Origin of the sequence: Janthinobacterium sp. TND4EL3 (genome assembly GCF_900156175.1) — a bacterium.
Classification (GTDB): domain Bacteria; phylum Pseudomonadota; class Gammaproteobacteria; order Burkholderiales; family Burkholderiaceae_D; genus Janthinobacterium.
On sequence record NZ_FTMV01000032.1, the window covers coordinates 1 to 18851 of the forward strand.

Below are 18851 nucleotides of genomic sequence, written 5' to 3' on the forward strand. Positions count from 1 at the left end.
GTTGGTTTCCTTGAGAACTGGGGGTTTGGCGATTTCCAGTGTCTCAAATCCAATCCGAATGAACCACAACAACCTATTGAAACATCACAGCTAGCCCGTCGAAATGACCTTGTTCAAGGCGCGCCGCAATTCCTTCAGCCGGGGCGGCTTGCCCAGCACGCAGTTGACGTGCTCGGGATAGTCGCTGTCGGCCGCCAGGCGCTGGCCCCAGCCCGTGAGCATGATGATGGGCGTGGCCGGGGAGCACTGGCGCACCGCGCTGGCCACCTTGCGCCCGTCCACATAGGGCATGCCCAAGTCGGTGATGACGACGGCGAAATACTCGTGCCTGTCGTAGGCGGCCTGGAAGCAGTCGATGCCGGCCTGGCCGCCGTCGGCGGACACCACCTCGTGGCCATCGATTTCCAGGATGTCGCGCAGGGACTTGAGCACCATCGGGTCGTCGTCCACCACGAGGATGCGCAGGCGCGGCGGCACGGCGTGGGCCGTGTCGTCCGGCTCGGCCACGTCCTGCGCCGCGTCGGCGGGAAACCCCAGGCGCACCGTCGTGCCCTGCCCCGGCGCCGTGACGATGTCGATGCTGGCGCCGTGGCGTTCCATCATGCCGTACACCATGGCCAGGCCCAGTCCCGTGCCCCGCTCGCCCTTGGTGGTGAAAAACGGCTCCAGGCAGCGCCGGCGCGTATTGTCGTCCATGCCGACGCCCGTGTCGCCGACTTCGATCCACACCTGCCGCGCCGTCCCTCCCGGCGCGCCGACGCAGCTGGTGCGCACGCTCAGGGTGCCGCCTTCCGGCATGGCGTCGACGGCGTTGAAGACCAGGTTGGTCAGCGCTTCGCGGATTTCGCCCACGCTGCCGGGCAGCATGGGCAGCTCGTCGGCCAGCTCCGTGTGCAGGGCGATGACGATGCCGCGCTGCTGCGGCATGTCGCTCCAGCGGGCGCGCGTCAGGTCCAGCACCTGCTGCACCACCAGGTTGGCGTTGATGGGCGCCAGCGCCAGCCGTGGTTCGCGCTGCCGGTAGAATTCGCGCATGCGCGCCACGGTGGCGGCCACGTCGTCGATGGCGCGCTCGATCACTTCCAGGCAATGCCGGCCCTGCGGGCTGAGGCTCGTTTCCGTCTCCAGCAGCGATTCCGTGTACAGGGCCACGGGTGAAATGGCGTTGTTGATGTCGTGCGCGATGCCGCTGGCCATCTGGCCCAGCGCGCGCAGGCGCTCCTGCTGCATGGCGGACTGCTGCGTCTGGCGCAAATCGTCGTAGGCGCGCTGCAGCGCACCGTAGAGCTGCGCCTGGTTCGCGGCCAGCGCCACATGTTCGCTCAGCTGGCTGAGGAATTCGCACTCGCCGCTGGTAAAGCTGTGCGCAGCGCGGCGCGCCACGATGAGGATGCCGAAGACCGTGTTTTCGGCCAGCAGCGGCGCCATGACGAGGGCGCGCAGCCCCCCTTGCGCCAGCCGCTGGGGAAACGGAAACGCCACTTCGCCGATGTCCGCTTCATACACGAGCTTGCCGCGCACGCAGCTCGACAGGCCATTCTCGTCGATGGGGATGTGCGCCTGCTCGCCCATCATGAAGGACTGCGCCAGCGCGGCGCTGCGCACGCCCACGCACGTCACCTGCAGCGCGTGCTCGGCCGGCCGGTACAGGCAGATGCAGCTGAAATCGATGGGCAGCTGGTCTTCCAGGCTGCGCACCACGACCTGGAAGATGCTGCGCAAATCCTGCCGTTCGCCGATCGAACGCGTGATCTGCTGCAGCAGGTTCAGGCGCTCGACCTGTTCATGCACCTTGCGCTCGGCCAGCTGGCGCTCGGCGATCTGGTTTTCCAGCGCGGCATTCGTCTGCGCCAGCTCGTCGCGCGAGACGGTGGTGCGCCGCAGCTTTTCCGTCATGCCGTCGAAGGCGCGCGCCAGGTCGCCGATTTCATTTTTCGTGTGCACGCCAAGCGCAAAATCGAGCTTGCCGGCGCCGACGATCAGGGTCCCCTGGCGCAGCTTTTCCAGCGGTCCCGTGACGCTGGTGATGGTGAAATAGATCAAGCCGGCCACCAGCGCGATGATCATGCCGCCAAACAGCACCACGGCCACGTTGGCCCGCTGCTGCGCCGCCAGCACCCCTTGCCGGCTCAGCTCGGACAGCCGCATCGCATCCGAGATCATGCCCTGCACCTTGCCCATGATCTGCCCGGACAGGCGCGACTCCAGCTCGCCCAGCACCTCGCGCCGCCGCGGGTCCTGCCCCAGCTCGCGGTGGTTGGCGACGAACAGGTCGAACAGCGTGCCCACGCCGGCCAGGTCGCCCTGCAATTCGCGCAGCAGCGCGCGCTCCTCGCCGCCGTTGAAGGCGGGCGTGGCCAGCAGCCCCGTGGCCAGCGACTCGCTGCGCAGCTGCCACTGGGCGCGCGTGCGCGCGCCATGGTGCAGCGCATATTCGATCGACAGGTAGCGCAGCGACGTGACGGCCTGCAGGATGTCGGCCGCCGCCTTGTTCTTCGCCAGTTCGCGCTGCATCGCCATGGTGGTGGAAAACAGCACGGCGACGATGATGGCCACGAGCGCCACGCAAAACAGTTCGGCCAGCTTGAAGCGCGTCACGATTTTCAAGGTGGCTTCCTCAGTGAATGACCGTCACGGCCGATGGCGCCACGGCTTCCAGGCCATCCAGGTAGACGGCGTCGAGGAAGTTCGGCATCTCGCCGCTGCCGGCCAGGCGGTTCTTGATGGCCCAGCGCGCCTCGTCTTCCAGCGCCAGCAGCAGGCGCTGGTCGAGCACGACGCCGAACTCGTAGCCGTGCCAGGCCCCCTGCAGGCGCGCCGCCTCGCTGGCCGACGCCTTGGAAAACAGGGCGCGCGCGGCATCGGGCTCGTCGCGGCAGAAGCGCGCGCCGGCGATCAGCGCGCGCAGCACCTTGCGCACCGTGGCCGGATGGCTGCGCACGTAATCGCCCGTGCCGGCCACGTTGAACAGGCCCGCATACACGTCTTCGCCATAGAAGATGGCCGCATTGCCGGCGATGGCATGGGTCATGCCCGTCAGGAAGGGTTCCCAGCCGGCCGCCGCATCAACCTCGCCGCGCGCCAGCGCGCCGGCCAGCTGGTCCGGCGCGTAATTGTGCAAGGTGACTTCGGCCGGCAGCAGCTTCTGGCGGTTCAAAAAGGCGTCCAGCGTGAACTGGCCCGAGGTGCCCAGGGTCACGCCGATGCGCTTGCCCTTCAGGCTGGCGGGCGTGGACACGCCGCGGTCCAAGCGCCCCACGATGCCGTGGTCGCGCTCGGCCTCGAAAATGCTGGCGATGATGACGACGGACTGGTTTTTCAGGCTGGCCAGCACCACGGGTATGTCCGATACGGTGCCCAGGTCGGCCGCGCCCTGCAGCACGGCTTCCATCGAGGCCTTGCCCGACGAAAACGGCTGCAGCAGCGCATGGATGCCCTCGCGCGCAAAATAGCCCTGTCCGCGCGCGGCCAGGACGGGGCAGCTGCCCACGTATTCCGCATTCACGGCCAGGCGCAGCACTTCCACGGGGCCGGGCGGCGGGCCGGCACGGGCATTGAGGCGCCAGATGGTTGCGGCGGACAGCGCCAGCAGCAGCGACAGTGCAGCCGCCAGCCAGAGCCTCCGCCGCGCCGGGGCCTTCATGCGCTGCGCTGCGCCGTGGCCGACTCCAGCGCGCTGTTGATGGCCTCGGAAAACGCGCCCACGTCGATCGGCTTGGTCAGATAGCGGTAGAAGCCCGCCGCCAGCCCGTGGCGCACGTCGGCCGGCCCCGCCACGGCCGTCAGCGCGATGACGGGGATATGCGCGGTGCGGGCGTCGGCGCGCAGCACCTGCATGACCTGGGTGCCGCTGATGTCGGGCAGGTCGCTATCCATCAGTATCAGCTGCGGCAGGTGGCGGCGCGCCAGTTCCAGGCCCGTCTGGCCGTCGCCGGCCGACAGCAGGTCGAGGTCGGGGCGGAAATGGATCAGGCCCGCCACCAGGGTGACGTTCAGCGGATTGTCTTCCACGTACAGCAGCGTCTTGCGTTCCGGCAACGGCAGCGCTTCGGCCGGACGGGGAAACACGGGCAGGCGCGGGCTCTCCGGCTGCGGCGCGCGCTCGGGGCAACTGGCGATATCGAGCCAGAAGGTGCTGCCGCGCCCCGGCAGGCTGGCCACGCCTATGGTCCCCTGCATGGCTTCGGCCAGGCGCTTGCTGACCACCAGCCCCAGGCCCGTGCCCTCCTCGTCGCGCGCATCGCGTCCCAGGCGGTTGAAGGGCTGGAACAGCGCCGCCAGCTGCGCCGCGCTCAGGCCGCCGCCCGTGTCGCGCACGGACAGGCGCAGCCGGCGCCCGTCGACAGGCTGGCAATCGACGTGGACCTCGCCCTGCTCGCGGTTGTACTTGACGGCGTTCGACAGCAGGTTGAGCAGCACCTGCTTGAGGCGCGTGCGGTCGGCCAGCACGTGCATGCTGCCCGCCTCGACGAAGGTCAAGGTGATGCCGCGCTTGCGGGCCAGCGGCTCCATCATCTGCCAGCACTCATGGTAAATGTCGGCCAGGCCCACCGCTTCCATCGACAGCGACAGATTGCCCGACTCGATTTTGGCGATATCGAGGATATCGTTGATCAAGGTCAACAGATGCCGGCCCGCGCCATAGATATGCGAGGCGAAGGTTTTCTTTTCCTGTGCCGTCGACGGAATGGAGTCGGACGTCAGCATCTGCGAAAAGCCGAGGATGGCGTTGAGCGGCGTGCGCAGCTCGTGGCTCATGCTGGACAGGAAATTGGTCTTTTCCTGGTTCGCCCGCTCGGCCACCTCGCGGGCCAGGCGCAGATCCTGGTTCATGGCGTCGAGTTCGGCCGTATGCTGGCGCAGCAGCAGTTCCAGGCGCGCATTGGCCATGCGCAGCCGGCGCGTCTCCAGCGCCCGCGCCAGTATCAGCAGGATGCCCGAGACCTTGAACGGCTTGACGACGTAATCGAGCGCGCCCGCCTGCATGGCCTGCACGGCCGAGGCGATCGTGCCTTCGCCCGTCATGATGATGCAGGCCAGGTCCGGGTCGAGCAGGCGCGCCGCCTCGACCACGGCAATGCCGTTCATGCCCGGCATCATCAGGTCGACCAGCAGCAGGTCGAACGATTCGATGGCCAGCAGCGACAGGGCCGCCTCGCCCGACGCCAGCCCCGTCGTGTCGTACGCCTGCCCGCGCAAGGTGTCGCACAGGGCGCGCACGTGCGCCAGCTCGTCATCGACTATCAGTATCCGGGGCGGCGTTGTTGACCTGTCCATGCAATCTCCTGGCTGCACGATCTTGCGGGCCAGAAACTTGCCCCACAACATGCGTTCCGAGCATAACACCAGGAAATTACCAGAAATACACGCTTTGTCACATCTCGCGCAGCCGCACCATGCGCCGCGCGGCGCTCACGCCGGCCAGCGCCGCGTAGCCCGTGTGACGGGCGCAATGGTCGAGCGCCTGGCGCAAGGCCGTATCGACGTTGCGCAGCGACATGTCGTGCCGCTGCGCCACCTCGTGGCGGCTCATCTCGTCCACGCGCAGCGCTTCGAGCACTTGCTGGTGGCGCCGTGGCAACAGCGCGACGGCCTGCTCCAGCCGCCGCAAGTCGCCGTGCAGCTCGGCCAGCCGCTCCGGCCCCGCCGCCGTGTCGGCCACGCCGTCGACCAGCGCCGCCTCGCCTTCTTCCTCGTCCGCGTACAGCCAGGCGCGGTGGCGGCGCAGGCTGTCCGTGGCCACGTTGCAGGCCACGCGGAACACGTAGGCGACGGGGCTGTGCGCCACGGTGCGGCCGCCGCCCGCCGGCGCTTCTCTCAGGCGCAGCCAGGCGTCGTGCAGGCTGTCGCTGGCCAGCTCGGCGCAACCGAGGTGGCGCGCCAGGCGACGGTGCAGGCTTGCGTAATTGCTTTCCAGCACTGCCTGCAGCTGGCTGCCCTGCCCCGGCGCGGGCGCCACGTCGTTGGCCGCCCGCGGGCGCAGGCGCACGGCCGGCCCCCAGGCGGCCAGGCCGCGCAGCGGCGCGCTTCCCGCAGGTCCCACCCGCACGGGCGCCGGCGCGGCGCTTGCTGCGGCCATCATGGCGACAACCTGCTGCGTTCCTGCGCCGTCAGCTGGCGCGTGGCCGATTCCGGCAAGGCGCCCAGGCCCAGCACGCGCACGGCGCTGCGCGGGTTGTAGTCGGCCGCCTCCGTGCGCGCGCCCTCCTGCGGCGCCGCTTGCGCGCTGTCGGGCGGGGCGTCGCTGCCAAAGCCCAGCACGCGCACCGTGAACACGGACGGCTGCGCGGCGCGGGTGGCGGCGCGTTCGCGCTGCACCACGTCCTGCGCGGCGGCCGTGGCCTGCGTGGCGGCCGCGCTGGCGTTCGTCATGGCGGCCACGTTGACGGACGCCACCGCCGGCATGCCCTTCGCTTCGCCCTTGACCTGGATGTTCGCCGCGTTCACCACCGTCAGCGCGGCCAGGTTGACGCTGCCCGAGACGCGGATGCCCGCCTCGCCCGCGTCGATGGTGCCAAGCGGTGCCAGCAAGTCCACGTCGCCGGCCGGCACTTCGGCGATCGGCGCCAGCGTGGCGATGCCGGCGCCCGTGCTCGGCACGTCGGACGACAGGGTCACGTTGCCCCAGTTGTCATACACGCGCTTGGGCGGCGTGTAGACGATGGTCGACTTCGAGCCGCGCCCCGCATTGATGTCGCCCTGCGACGACCAGCCGAGGATATCGCCGCCAAACGTCGTCATGACGCGGCTCTGGCCCAGCAGGATGCTGCCGTGCGAGAACAACTCGATGTTGCCGCCGCCCTTGGTGATGACGCCCGAGGTCGACGGCGGCGCCTCGCCTTCGATGCCGAACACCTGCTTGCCGCCCGGCGTGAGCAATTGAATGTCGCCGCCGAAGTTGGTGTGCACGTAGCCGCTGCGGGGGAAATAGTCCCAGCGCTGCTCGCCGTCATTGCGCACCGCGTACAGCCCGCGGTACATGACGATGTCGCCCGCATAATCGATGGCCTTGCCGCTGGCGTCCGTGGCCGGCGCCAGGCCTGCGATGGCGTTGCGGCTGCGCAGGAAGCTGCCATGGCGCGGGCTGTCCGCATCGTTGAACTCGCGCCCGCCCGCCTTCAGCTCCGCGAAATACACGTCGCGGGCGAAGACGCGCTGCTGCGGCTCGGACAAGGCCAGGTAAAAGGCCAGCGCCTCGGCGGCCGTGCCCTTGAAAGCATAACGCTCGGCCAGCCAGGTGGCCAGTTCGCCCGCGTACGATTTCACCACCTTGCCGGCCTGGCCGGCCAGCGGCAGGCCCGCCTGCGCCACGTTGGCCGGGTCCAGATACGGCTTGACGAAGCGCAAGTAGTCGAGACCGGCCGCGCCCACGCCCGCCTGCATGGCGATGCCGGCGCCCGGGCGCTTGTCACCCGCCACGACGGGGCCGAGGCTGACGACGCTGCCCTTGTCCTGCATCAATATGTTGCGCCCGGCGCTGATATCGAGCGTGCCGGGGCCGGCCACGTTGAAGGAGCTGTTCAGGATATCGCGCCCGGCCGAGACCACCGAGACGTCAAACGCATTGTTGTGCACGAACAGGTTGCTGATATTCATGAAGCTCATGTCGCTGTTGCTGGCACTGCCGTTCCTGGCTTCCAGCTGCGCCGTGCCACTGCCGACGATATCGCGGCCCGCCTTCATCCACACGGGTTGGCCACCCTCATACCAGGTGATGCCCGCATGCCTGGCGTCATGAAACGCGAGGATGCGCCCGCTGTTTACGCCCACCAGGTCGCCCGTGACGGCATAGATGCGGGCCACCTGCGTGCCGCTGTTGGCGGGGCCGGCCGAGGAATTGGGGCCGAAGGCAAACAGCGGGAAGTTCCATTTCGCCATCGGCGTGCCCGTGCTCGAGACATTCGTGGCCAGGGGATTAGTCTCATTCGGCCGGATATCCCAGCCCGTGAAGGCTGGCTTGAACGGCGTCGCCGTGCTGTCGGCGGCGGCGCCGGACTGGCTGACGGCAAAACCGCCCGCGTAGATGGAGTCGCTGGCCAGCCATTGCAGCTGGGCATAGGGAGACGGCGCCAGCAGCAGCGGCGGGCCATACGCGGACGCAGCACCCCAATCCGTGATGGTCTTGCCGTAGTACAAGCTGCCATTCGCGGCTGCGGCCCGCACGATGGACGGATAGACGGTGGCCAGGTCGGTATCGGTGCCGACGGACGCCGACAGCGGCGTCATGTTGCCGCCGGCGGAGTAGAGGTCAAGCGCCGTGCGCGGCGTCCACAGGCTGAACCAGCTGTAGCCGTAGCCCTGCTCACCGGCCGCGCCGGTAAACGGCGTGGCATTGAACGCGGTCACGCGGCCGGGATCGGCCACATCCTGCAGCACCAGGTCGCCCAGCGTCGCCACGCTGAACGTGGCGTCGCCCGGCACCAGGGTCATGCCGCCCCGGGCCGTGGCGCGCGTGGCGCGGAAGGCATCGTAGGCGCGCGTTTCCAGCGGCACGTGATCGGTGGAGCGCGTGCCGTATTCCAGTTCCACGCTGCCCAGCTGCGCGGCCGACGTTTCCGCATGGCCACGCAAGTTGACCAGCGCGCCGTTCAGGTGGTTGCCACCGGCCATGCCGGCGGGATTCAGGGCACCGCCCACGCGCAGGTCCAGGTCGCCGCCGCCCGTCTGCAGCAGGCTGCCATCGGCCAGCACGCGTCCCGTGCCGCCGACAGCCAGCAGCAAGCCCTGAGAACGGGGATTGATGCTGCCGTTATACGAACTGCCCGTCAGCGGCGCCAGCACGCCAGCATCGCCCGCCACCTCGGCGCGCACATTGCCGCCGCCCAGGGTGCCGAAGCCTGTAAAGCCCAGCACGGTATCGGCCAGCGTACCGCGGCCCACATAGCTGCCGAAATTGATCCACCACGCTGTCGGCTGGGGCGCGCCGCCCGTGGCCACGCCGCCGCTGCCCTGGCGCCACAGCCAGTTGCCCACTGCCACCGAATCGGCCATGCCATCCACGGGAACGGGACGCAGGTTGATGGAACTGGACGCGTCGACCAGCGAGCCGCTCAAGTCGCCGGCCACCTTCAGCAACAGATTGCCGCCCTGCTCCGGATACCAGGCGCGGTAGATGCTGTCGGCGCCGCCGTCGACCAGGCGTTCATGGGCGCCGTCGGGGTTGCCCAGCACCTTGCCGTCGGCATTGCGCGCGCGCGGCAGGTTGTACGGGTCGCCTGGCAACGTCGCCGTGGACGACATGCCGGCCGTGTACACGCCATACAGGCTGTCCATGCGCAGGTCGCCGCCGCTGACCAGGTCCAGGTCGCCCGTGCCCGTGCGCAGCACGCTGTGGCGCAGGCTCGACGCCTTGTAGTCGAACGTGGCGTTGGCCGTGCCGCACCAGGTGGGATTGTCCTCGCAAATGGTCGGCCACTTCAGCGCCACGGGGTCGAGCAGGTCGCCCGCCTTCACGTTGTCATCCGCAAACTCTTCCGCGCCGGCCTTGGTCCACACGTAGGCCACCTTCAACACGCACATGCTCGGGTCGCCGGCGCAAAATTCCGCCACAGTCTGGCCGAACTGGCTGGTGAATTCCTCGGTGATGGGTTCGCCCGCCACGATGCCGGGGAAGCCCTCGCGCTCGCCCAGTTCCTGCGCTTCCTTGGTCCAGTACTGCACCCCCTTCGGCGGCACCAGCACGCCATACATGCCGTAATGGCTGTCGGCCAGGCGCAGGGTGCCGTGGCTTGGATGCGCCTGCACGCCGCGCGTGTCGGCCCCGTCCAGGTCGGCGCCGGCCACCAGGCGCATGCCCCACGCCTGCGAGCCTTCGGCCAGCATGGGCGCGATGGCCCACAGCTTGCCCTGGCTGCCCGCCACGTCCGGGCGCAGCGCGATCGATTCCACGCCGGCCATCAGCTTGACGTCGGTGCCGGACGGGATCAGCGACCCCACGGCCAGCGCCAGGTTGCCATTGAGTGCAAACACCGAGCGTTCGCCCGCCACGCCAGGCAGCGGCACGCCCTTGGGCCAGCTCATGGCGCGCACCTTGACCGCTTGCGCCAGCACGCTGCCCGCGTCGAGGCGCATGCCGGCTGTCAAGGTCTGCGCCGTGGCCAGCAGGCTGCCTGCCGCGTGGACGATGTTGCCGGCGCCGTCGCGCACGGCGGCCGCCAGCACCGTGCCTGCCGGCAAGGTGACGGCCTGGTCCAGGGTCATGGCCACGGGCAGGCGGGTCTGCGCGTCCAGATTGAAGCCCTTGAGGGGTACGTCGTAGTTGAGCGCGATCCCGCCCGGGAACAAGGTGCCATCGGCCACGGTCACGCCCTGGCCCGGCACGATGACGTCGCTGCCATTGATGTCGCGCCCCGGCAGCAAGATCCAGCCCTTGTCATCCTGGGTGGCGGGCGGCGGCGCGAAGCCGTCGTTGATGCTGCCATAGATGCTCAAATCGCCGCCGGCGCGCAGCAGCAGGCTGCCCACCTCGCCCGAACCGCGCACAGCCGTGTGCGGGAAGCGCGGGTTCAGGCTGGCGTAGCGCATGCCCGACAGGTCCAGATCGCCCCGCACCACCAGGTCGCCGTCTGGCGTCTTGCTGACGATATCGACGCCGGGGCGCAAATGCAGCGCATCGGCATAGGCGGCCGTGTTCAAGCCCGCCAGCTTGATATTGCGCAAGTTCGTGTTGGCCAGCGCCGCATCGATGAAAGCCGTGCTGTCCGCATGCTTGCTGTCGAGATATGCCTGGTCGATCACCTGGTAGGGGCGGCCGCTGGCCGACAGGTCCGTGGCGTAGGCCGCGTCGTCATAGCGCTGCATGGCGTTGACGGCGATCGATTTCGCGCCGCGTATCGACAAGCCGCCGCCGGCCGCAATGGCGATGTCGCCGAAAGTGGCTGCATCAAGATCCGTGCGAACGCCGCCGCTGCCCAGGCGCGGCGCGCTCAATTCCACGGTGCCGCGCGCGGCGCCGTCGTGTTCGCCCTTGCCCTTGCCGGCCACGGCCGCCGTGCCGTGGCGCACGTCGATCTGCGCACCGCCCGCCAGGTCGAGTACGCCCTCGCCCGCGTTCAGTTCCACCGTGGCCCGGTTCGGGCTGTCGATGATCTTGCCATAGCTGTCGACGCGCAACAGCGTGCCATGCGCGTCGAGCACGGCATTGCCGGCCAACGTCAATCCATGCTTGCCGGCCAGGCGGATGCTGCCCACGCGCTCGCCGCTGGCGTCGACGGTGCCGGCAACGGACAGCTTGCCGTTGTCGAGGGCCACCTGCACCTCGCCCGCCTTGAGTTCATTGCCGATGGTCAAATCGCCCTGTTTCAGCTGGAAGCTGCGCCCGCCCGTCACGCCGCCTTCCGTCAGGCGCGCGTTCAGCGACGCGAACTGGCTGTCCAGCGTGCCGCCCGCGCCCAGCGTCTGCGCGCGCACGTCCACGCTGCCCTTCTTGTATGGCACGACGGTGCCGCCCGCGTCGTAGCTGCCGCTGGCGCCGCCCAGTAACTTGCCCTGCAAGTCGACCATGCCGGCCTCGCCATCGAGGGCCACGGCCTTCAGGCTGCCGGCGCGGTTGTTCTCGGCCGACACGTCGATCACGGCGCCGCTAGCTGTGCGGATATCGCCGGCGCGGCTGTCCAGGGTCACGTCGCCGCCCCAGCTGTATTTATCCACGTCGAAGAAGGTGGACTTGCGGCCCGCCATGTCGATGCGCGCGCCGTCGGCCACGGTGATGTCGTGCCGGGCGCTGACCGTGAGCTTGCCGCTTGGCAGCACCACGGCCGTCGCCACGCTCACGCTATCGCCGTTCAAGGCCAGCTGGGCGCCCAGTCCATCGGTATTCTTGACGGGCGCGGCCGGCGCCGTACCCGCCGGCGCCGCCACCGTCAGTGCGCCGCCCGCCGTGTAGCTGTGGACGGAACCGGCGTCGCCCGTCAGCAGCGGCGTGCTGATGTTGAGCTTGCCGCCGCCGTACTGGTAGCCCTTGCCGGCCTCGTAGGCACCCTGCGCCTGGTAGACGGACAGGCTGCCCTTGTGGTTGGCCGTCACCTGGCCCGATGCCTTCAGGTTGACGTTGCCAAAACCGAGCGCCAGGCGGTCGAAAGAGGCGACGCCGGCCGGCTGCGTGAACGGGCCGAAGCCAAAATCGATGCGCTGCGCCTCCAGGTTCAGGGTGCCGCTGCCCGTGCCGGCGCCATGCGCGATCACATTGCCGGCCGGCGACAGGGCGCCGCCCCAGATCAGGTTGGCCGTGCGGATGGTGGCCACGGTATCGGCGCCGCCCTGGCCATACATGGCCGGCGTGGTCAGCACCAGGCGCTCCAAGGTCGATTTCCCCGTGCCCTTGTCATAGGTATCGAGCACCACGTCGCCATAGAAATTGACGCTGTCGGCCGCGCTCAGCATGAGCGACTGCAGGGCCGGCGCGCCCGTGCCGGTATCGCCGCGCAGCAGGCGGTCCAGCACGCCCTGGTTCAGGGTCAGGCCGCTGGAACGCGTGCCGCTGGCCTGGGCCGCCGCCAGCGCCTCGCCGCTGCCCATGTTGATGGCGCCCACGGCCAGGCTCAGGTTGCGCGTGCCATAGCGGGCCGTGTCGTCCAGCGCGAAACTGCCATTCGTCGACAGCAGCAGCGTGCCTTCCGAGTACACGCTTGCTGTTCCTTTGTCGGCGCAGGCGTCGTCGCACACGCCGACGCGGATGCCGCCGCGCGCCGTGCCGCTGGCCGGCGCCACGTTGAGCAAGCCGTTCGAGGCCGCCAGCATGTGCACGTCCGCGCGGCCCTTCTTGTAGATGAAGCCGTCGTTGGCGTCATACGCGGCCCTGCCCTTGCCCACGGTGCTGATGCCGGCACCGGGCGCGATATCGATCAAGCCATCGCCCAGCAGATAACTACTGGGGTCCTGGGCGACGAGGAACACCTCGGGCGCCGACAGCACGGCCCCCGCGCGCAGGTAGATGGCGCGGGCCGAGTTGGCGCCGAAGTTCACGTAGTTGCCAGCCTGGCCATATTCCACCGATGGTGCATTGCCCAGCATCATGCGGGCAGCGCCTATATTGTTCAGGCTGGAGGCGCGCACGCTGACCAGCCCGGCGCCGCTGGTGGCGGGCGCGCCGTCGGCGAGAATTTCAATATCGCCGTTGGCGGTATTGCTCGACATCAGTATTACGGTGCCGCCATAGCCGCCCTCGGCCGCGCCGAACTTGCCCGTGCCGCGGAACTGGAAGGTGTCCGGGCCGCCGTCCTGCGCCAGGGTCAGCTTGAGCGTCTTCGCGTCGGCCGGCAGCAGCGCGCGGGGAATGCCGCGCGTTTGCGCATCGGCCAGCGCGTAGGCCGCATAGCCGGTTTCGTTGTATTGGGAATAGGTGCGCAAGGCCTTGGCCGGCGTGAGTATCAGCTGGCTGGCCAACGGCGCGCGGATGTCCGTGCCGGCGATCGACAGCGTGCCGGGCGCGGTCCAGGAACCGTTGCGCAGCGGCTGCGCCAGCGTGCCGGCGCCGCCCTGGCCCGCCAGGCCGTTCAGTTCCACGCGGAAGGCGCCCGGCAGCAGGGCATAGGTCGACGGCATCAGGGTATAGGTGCCGGCGGGCAAGCCCGGCACGCCGCTGCCCAGCGTCACCTGCCGGCCGATGGCCGGATCGGCGGCGCCCTTGTCGCCGCCCGCGGGCGCCTGCGGCGCCTGCACGCCGGGCACGATGGCGTACACGGGATTCGTCGCCAGGCCCGGCAGGACAAAACCGCCATTGGCCCCCACCTGCGCCAGCGGGTGGTAGCGCGCGTCGGTCGAGCCGCCACGGCCCGCGATGAAACCGGCGCCCGTCAGTTCGCCGCCGCCGGACAGGTCGAGCAGCGCGCCAGGCCGCACGTCCACGGCCACGCCGGCCATGTCCACGCCGATGCGCAGGCCGCCCTGCGCATTGATGCCGCCCACGCCCATCAGGGTGACCGGCTTGCCGTTGACGTTCCAGGTCTGGCCATCGACGGTGCCGCCATACGGCATGACGAGGCCGGCGCCGCTGACCGAGGTGATGCTGCTGGACTGCAGATTGACGCTCAGGCTCTTGTCATTGTCATAGCCTGCCGCGCCGATGGCCAGGCGCCCCAGCGGCGCGCGCACCACGCCGCCCTGCTCGATGTGCGCGGCCGCCAGTTCCAGCGAGCCGAAGGCGGAATACGGCATGGCCGGCACGCTGTCGGTGGTGCGCGCGATATTCAGGGCATGGGCGGGATCGTAGCCGATCTTGCCATTGATGCTGCCATAGCCGGCGCGCACGGCGGCGCCGGCGCCCGTTTCCGGATACAGCTGGGCCGCAGCGAGGGTCATGTCGCCCGGCGTGGACAGCACCGTCGTCGCCTGGTTGCCATCCCATCCCAGCGGCGACAGCAGGAAGCGCAGGTCGCCGCGGCTCGTCAGGCGCACGTCGTCCGCCCGAATGTCGACCAGGCCGCGCACGTCGATCAGGTCGCCAGCAATGCTGACCTGGCCGGCCATCGGCGACTGGCCCGCCGTACCCGGCGTGACATAGAAATCGCGTCCTGCCGGCTTGACGCTGGCCAGGCGCACGTACGGCGCCGCGATGCCGACCTTCGCGCCGGGCTTGCTGCCCGGCGCCAGCACGGGCGCGCCGTACAACTGGAAGCTTTGCTGCAGCGTCAGCGACACGTCGCCATCGAAAGAGGCGGCGCCCAGCAGGGCCAGGTTGCCGAAGCCGCCCGCCTCCACCTGCTCCACCGAGTAACGGCCATGGCCGTACTGCAGCGCCTGCGGCCCGTCCTGCGCCGCATCCCGCGCATGCACGCCGTCGGCCAGGTCGCTGGCAACCTTGCGCTGCGTCAGGGCCAGCTGGCGGCCCTGCAGCACCTTGTCCGTCGCCAGCGTTTTCAGGTAGACGGGCGAGCCCGTGGCCACGGACAGGCTGCCGCCCGCCGCGCCCGCGCCGCCCGCCCAGGCGCGCAGCTGGCCATCGAGGTAGAAGCCGTTGTTCGACGCCAGCGCGATGCTGCCGCCCGCGCTGGCCACGTCGACGGCCGCGCCGTTCACGTCCAGCACGGCATGCGCGCCGGAAGCGTCCAATACGGCGCCGTCGCGCACGACGACGAAGAGGCTGGCGGCCGACGTGCTGCCCTGCGCGTGGTCGATTTCGCCGCCGACGACGATGCTGCCGCCGTCCGCCACCTTGCCATAGCGCCGGCCCTGCGCGTCCGTGGCCGTGACGGCGCGCGACGCCACGTCAAGCACGGCATGGTCGCCGATCCAGATGGAACGGCCATGGCCGGCCGCTTCCACCGCTTCGGACACGTTCACGTCCACGCCCACGCCGCCCAGGCTGATCTTGCCGCCCCAGGCGTTCAGGCGCCCGTCCACCGTCAACTGGCCCACGCTGGCCAGCTTGATGGACTGGCCCGCATCGACGTTCACCACGGCGCCCTTGCCTATCAGCAATTCGGCGCCGGCCATGTCAGCCGCGCCGGACTGGATATCGCCCACCTGCAGGGCCAGGCTGGCGCCCTTGCGCTGCGTCAGGGTGCCCTTGAGCGCGTTTTCCGTGACCTGTTCCGGCGTCCACAGGGCCAGTTTCTCGTTGTCCACCACGCGCAGCACGGGCATGCGCACGTCCACCTGCGCGCCGTCCGCCACCGTCAAGCCCTGCTTGCCGACCAGGCTGTAGCTGGAAAAACCCTGCTCAAAAAAGTCGCCGCCCAGCTGCAGGGTGCCGGCCCCGGGTTTTTCAATGTCGCCGATGACGATCTTGTTCGCCTGTAATTCCAGCTTGCCGCCGCCCGTCACGCCATGGCCGCGCACTTGTGCGCCCTCGCCCAGCACCAGGTCCGATTTCGTTCCATAGCTGGCCAGGGTCACGCTGCCGCCCTTGCCGCCCTGCTGCTTGCCCTGCGCCAGGATGGCCGCGCCCGAGCCGGCGTCGATCAGGCTGGCGCTGCCGATGCGCACGTCGCCATTGGCCCGCAGCGACACATTGCCGCCATTGATATAGGGCAAACCGGCGGCGGCCAGCGGATCGCGCAGCACGTTACTGAGCAGGCCGCTGGTGTCGAGCGTGACGCCGTCGGCCAGCACCAGCTTGCCCGCTGGCCCGCCCGGGTTGACGAACGTATCGACCATGCCCAGCGCGCCAAGCTGGTTCAGCACGTTGCCGGCCATGATGCTGCCGCCATGGCTGCGCAGGCTGGCGTTGATGGCCACGTCCTTGCCGTACAGGGTGATATTGCCGCCATCGGCCACCTGCAGCGCGCTGTCGACCGTGATCGCGCCTTTCGCGGCGAGGCGGATGGCGCCCAGATGTTGGTCATTGAGCAAGCCCGTGTCGAGCAGCAGCTTGCCCTGGCGTTCGGGTGCCAGCACGCCAGCGAGGTCGAGGCCGGCGGCGATGCCGTCCTGCACGCGCGTCAGGCGCACCTCGTCCATGACGGCCGACAAGGCGTGCTGCAGCACGCCCGTGCGCTTGTCGAACATGGGCTGGTACTGTCCGACGATCAATTGTCCCCGCTGCGCGGCGGCCAGCTGCGACTGCTCGTAGCCGTCGAGCAGGGCCTGCGGCGCCTGCGTCTGGCGCTCGCCCTGGAAGACATCGCCCGCGATGCCCCCTTCCAGCACGGCCGAACCGGTGGCGACCACCAGCTTGCCCGCGTCGCGGCCCACCGTGTAGCCGTTTTCCAGCCGCTGTTGCGCCGCGATCAGGGGATTGGCGTAGAAGGCGCTCGCTTCCTTGCCCCAGCGCGCGTGTTCCTCCTCGTAGCCCTTGTACACGCCCGCATACGGCAAGTCGGCCGGCGCGCTGCCCGCCTCATATAATTTGCCATCGGCGCCCTTGAGCCAGGTCTGGCGCAGTGCGCCCGTCTGCACGTCCAGGGTGCCGCCCGACAGGTTGATGGCGGAGCCGGCTTGCGTGACCACATCCTTGCCGCCGAAGCTCACCGTGCCGCCCTGCGCCATCCACTCGCTGACGGAGTGGCCCTGCGTGCCCAGGTAGCCGGCCACTTCCAGCAAGCCGCCGGCCGTGTACCAGCGGTCGCTGTCGTAGCCGTTCGTGCCCTTCGGCACGAACACCAGCTTGCGGCGGTCGACCCAGATATTGCTGTTGATCAAGGCCTTGCCGTCGCGGTTGACGGGCGCGTCGCGCTGTTCGTTGCCCTGCACGTTGATCTCGACGTTGTTCGCCTCCATGGCCACCTTGACGCCGACGGCGCCGGAGACGTCGAGCTGGGCGCCGTCGCGCAGCAGGCTGCGGCTGGCCGCGTTGACGGCGATCTGGCCGCCCGTGGCCAGGGTCAGCGAGTCGCCGAGCAATTCCACCGTGCCGGCGCTGCCGATCTCGATGCGCGACTGGTCGCGGCGGTCGTTCACGGCAACGATGTTGTCCGTCGCCGTCACGGCCGGACCGCGCATGGCGTCACGCTGGCTGTCGAGCGCCGTCGTCTTGCCATCGTCCTCGATGACGATGGCCGTGGTGGCGCCGCGTCCCACGGTGACGGCCGCGTCGCTGCCCAGCGCGTTCAGGTGCACGGTGCCGCGCGTGGCGGCCGTCGTGGTGGCCAGCACCACGCCTTCCTGGCGCACGTCGCGCCCCGCCAGGGTGACGTCGCCTTCGCGCGCCTGGATCAGGCCCGTGTTGACGACCTTGCCCGCCGTGCTGCCGGCGGCGAACTGCGGCGTGACTTCGCTGCCGCGCGTGGTCGACAGCAGGTTGCCGTCCGTGCCCACGCCTTTTTTGATGGTAAAACTGTCGCCGGCGGCCAGCAGGGCCTGGCCCCTGGGCGTGCTGATCTCGCCCGCATGGTGGACTTCCTTGCCCAGCAGCATCACGTAACCGCCCCCTTCCGTGCTGCCCTTGGGCGCATTGCTGGCCAGGCGCGCGCCCGCCTGCACCTCTACCTTGCCGCCCGCGTCCGTAAAAGTCGTGGCACCGGCCGTGCCGGCGCTGTAGATGCCGTTTTTCTGGAATTGCGCATCGCCGATGCGGGCGGCGGCCGCCACCAGGCTGCGCGTGTCGACCTGGCTCGTGCCCGTAAACACGATGCCGTTGCGGTTGACGAGCAATACCGTGCCGTCGGCCTTGATCTGGCCCTGGATCTGGCTGGGACGCGCCTGCGGATCGTTGACCCGGTTCAGCACGGCCCAGTCCTTCTGTTGCTGGAACGTCAATGTCGTATCCTTGCCCACATTGAATGTTTCCCAGTTCAGGATGGCCTTGTCCGCCGTCTGCTGCACCACCACGGCCGTCTTGCCCGCCGCCACCGTCTGCACGGGCGCCTGGGCGTTGAACCAGCCGGCCGTCAGGCTGTTGGTATCGACCTGCAGGCCGCCCTGCGCCAGGCCGTTCGGCACGCCGGCCCCGCCGGCGGCCGCCTGGCGCGCCTGCGCCTGGGCCGCTTGCTGCGCGGCGATGGCGCGCGCGGCCAGGTTCAGGTTGTTGAGCGAACGCTGCAACTGCTGATTGGCCTGCTGTTGCTGCCCTTCGGGGCGGCTGCCCAACGGCAGCGGCTGGCCGTTCGGCAGGCGGCCCGAGGTGGCCGCCGTATTCTGCGCCGCGCCCTTGGCCGCGAACCAGCTGCCGCTGAACGCCTGCTGCGCGCGCGCCGGCGTGCTGAAGGCGCCCGCCATCAGCATGGTGGTCAATGCATAGGCAAGCGGCGTGAGCCGCAGGCGGCTGCCCAGCGTGGAGCTACGCTGCGCGCCCGCGTCGACGTTCGGGACTGGGCGCTGGGCAGTGTGAAACTTGGTCATGGCAATGGTTTCCTGGCTAGTGAGATGGGAACGGAGCCTGGCTGTCGCACAAGCGTCCACATCTCCATGACGTAGCTCGGTGGCGGAAGGGATAATGTTTTTTGAAAAATATTTTGCCTCCCAAGCGCGCAGCG

Annotated in this window: 5 protein-coding genes; all 5 read right to left on the reverse strand. The window is 69.3% G+C overall.

Annotated features, from left to right (window positions below):
- Positions 1-90: 90 nt before the first annotated feature.
- The gene (locus tag BXA07_RS27890; protein WP_244556434.1) at positions 91-2598 is read right to left on the reverse strand and encodes an ATP-binding protein; all 2508 of its coding nucleotides are present in this window, start codon (positions 2596-2598) and stop codon (positions 91-93) included.
- A 19-nt stretch (positions 2599-2617) separates the two neighbouring features.
- On the reverse strand, positions 2618-3643 hold the full coding sequence (locus BXA07_RS27895) for an ABC transporter substrate-binding protein (protein ID WP_076572960.1): 1026 nt from the start codon (positions 3641-3643) through the stop codon (positions 2618-2620).
- Positions 3640-5277 (reverse strand): response regulator, encoded by a 1638-nt coding sequence (locus BXA07_RS27900; RefSeq protein ID WP_076572970.1) that lies wholly within the window; start codon positions 5275-5277, stop codon positions 3640-3642. Before BXA07_RS27900 ends, BXA07_RS27895 begins: the two co-directional genes overlap by 4 nt.
- 97 nt (positions 5278-5374) lie before the next feature.
- Entirely contained in the window at positions 5375-6082 is a 708-nt protein-coding gene (locus BXA07_RS27905; RefSeq protein ID WP_076572961.1) for an RNA polymerase sigma factor, read from the reverse strand.
- A complete protein-coding gene (locus tag BXA07_RS27910; protein WP_076572962.1) occupies positions 6079-18717 on the reverse strand; it encodes a filamentous haemagglutinin family protein in 12639 nt (4212 codons plus the stop codon). The genes BXA07_RS27905 and BXA07_RS27910 overlap by 4 nt, the downstream gene beginning before the upstream one ends.
- Between the last annotated feature and the right edge of the window lie 134 nt (positions 18718-18851).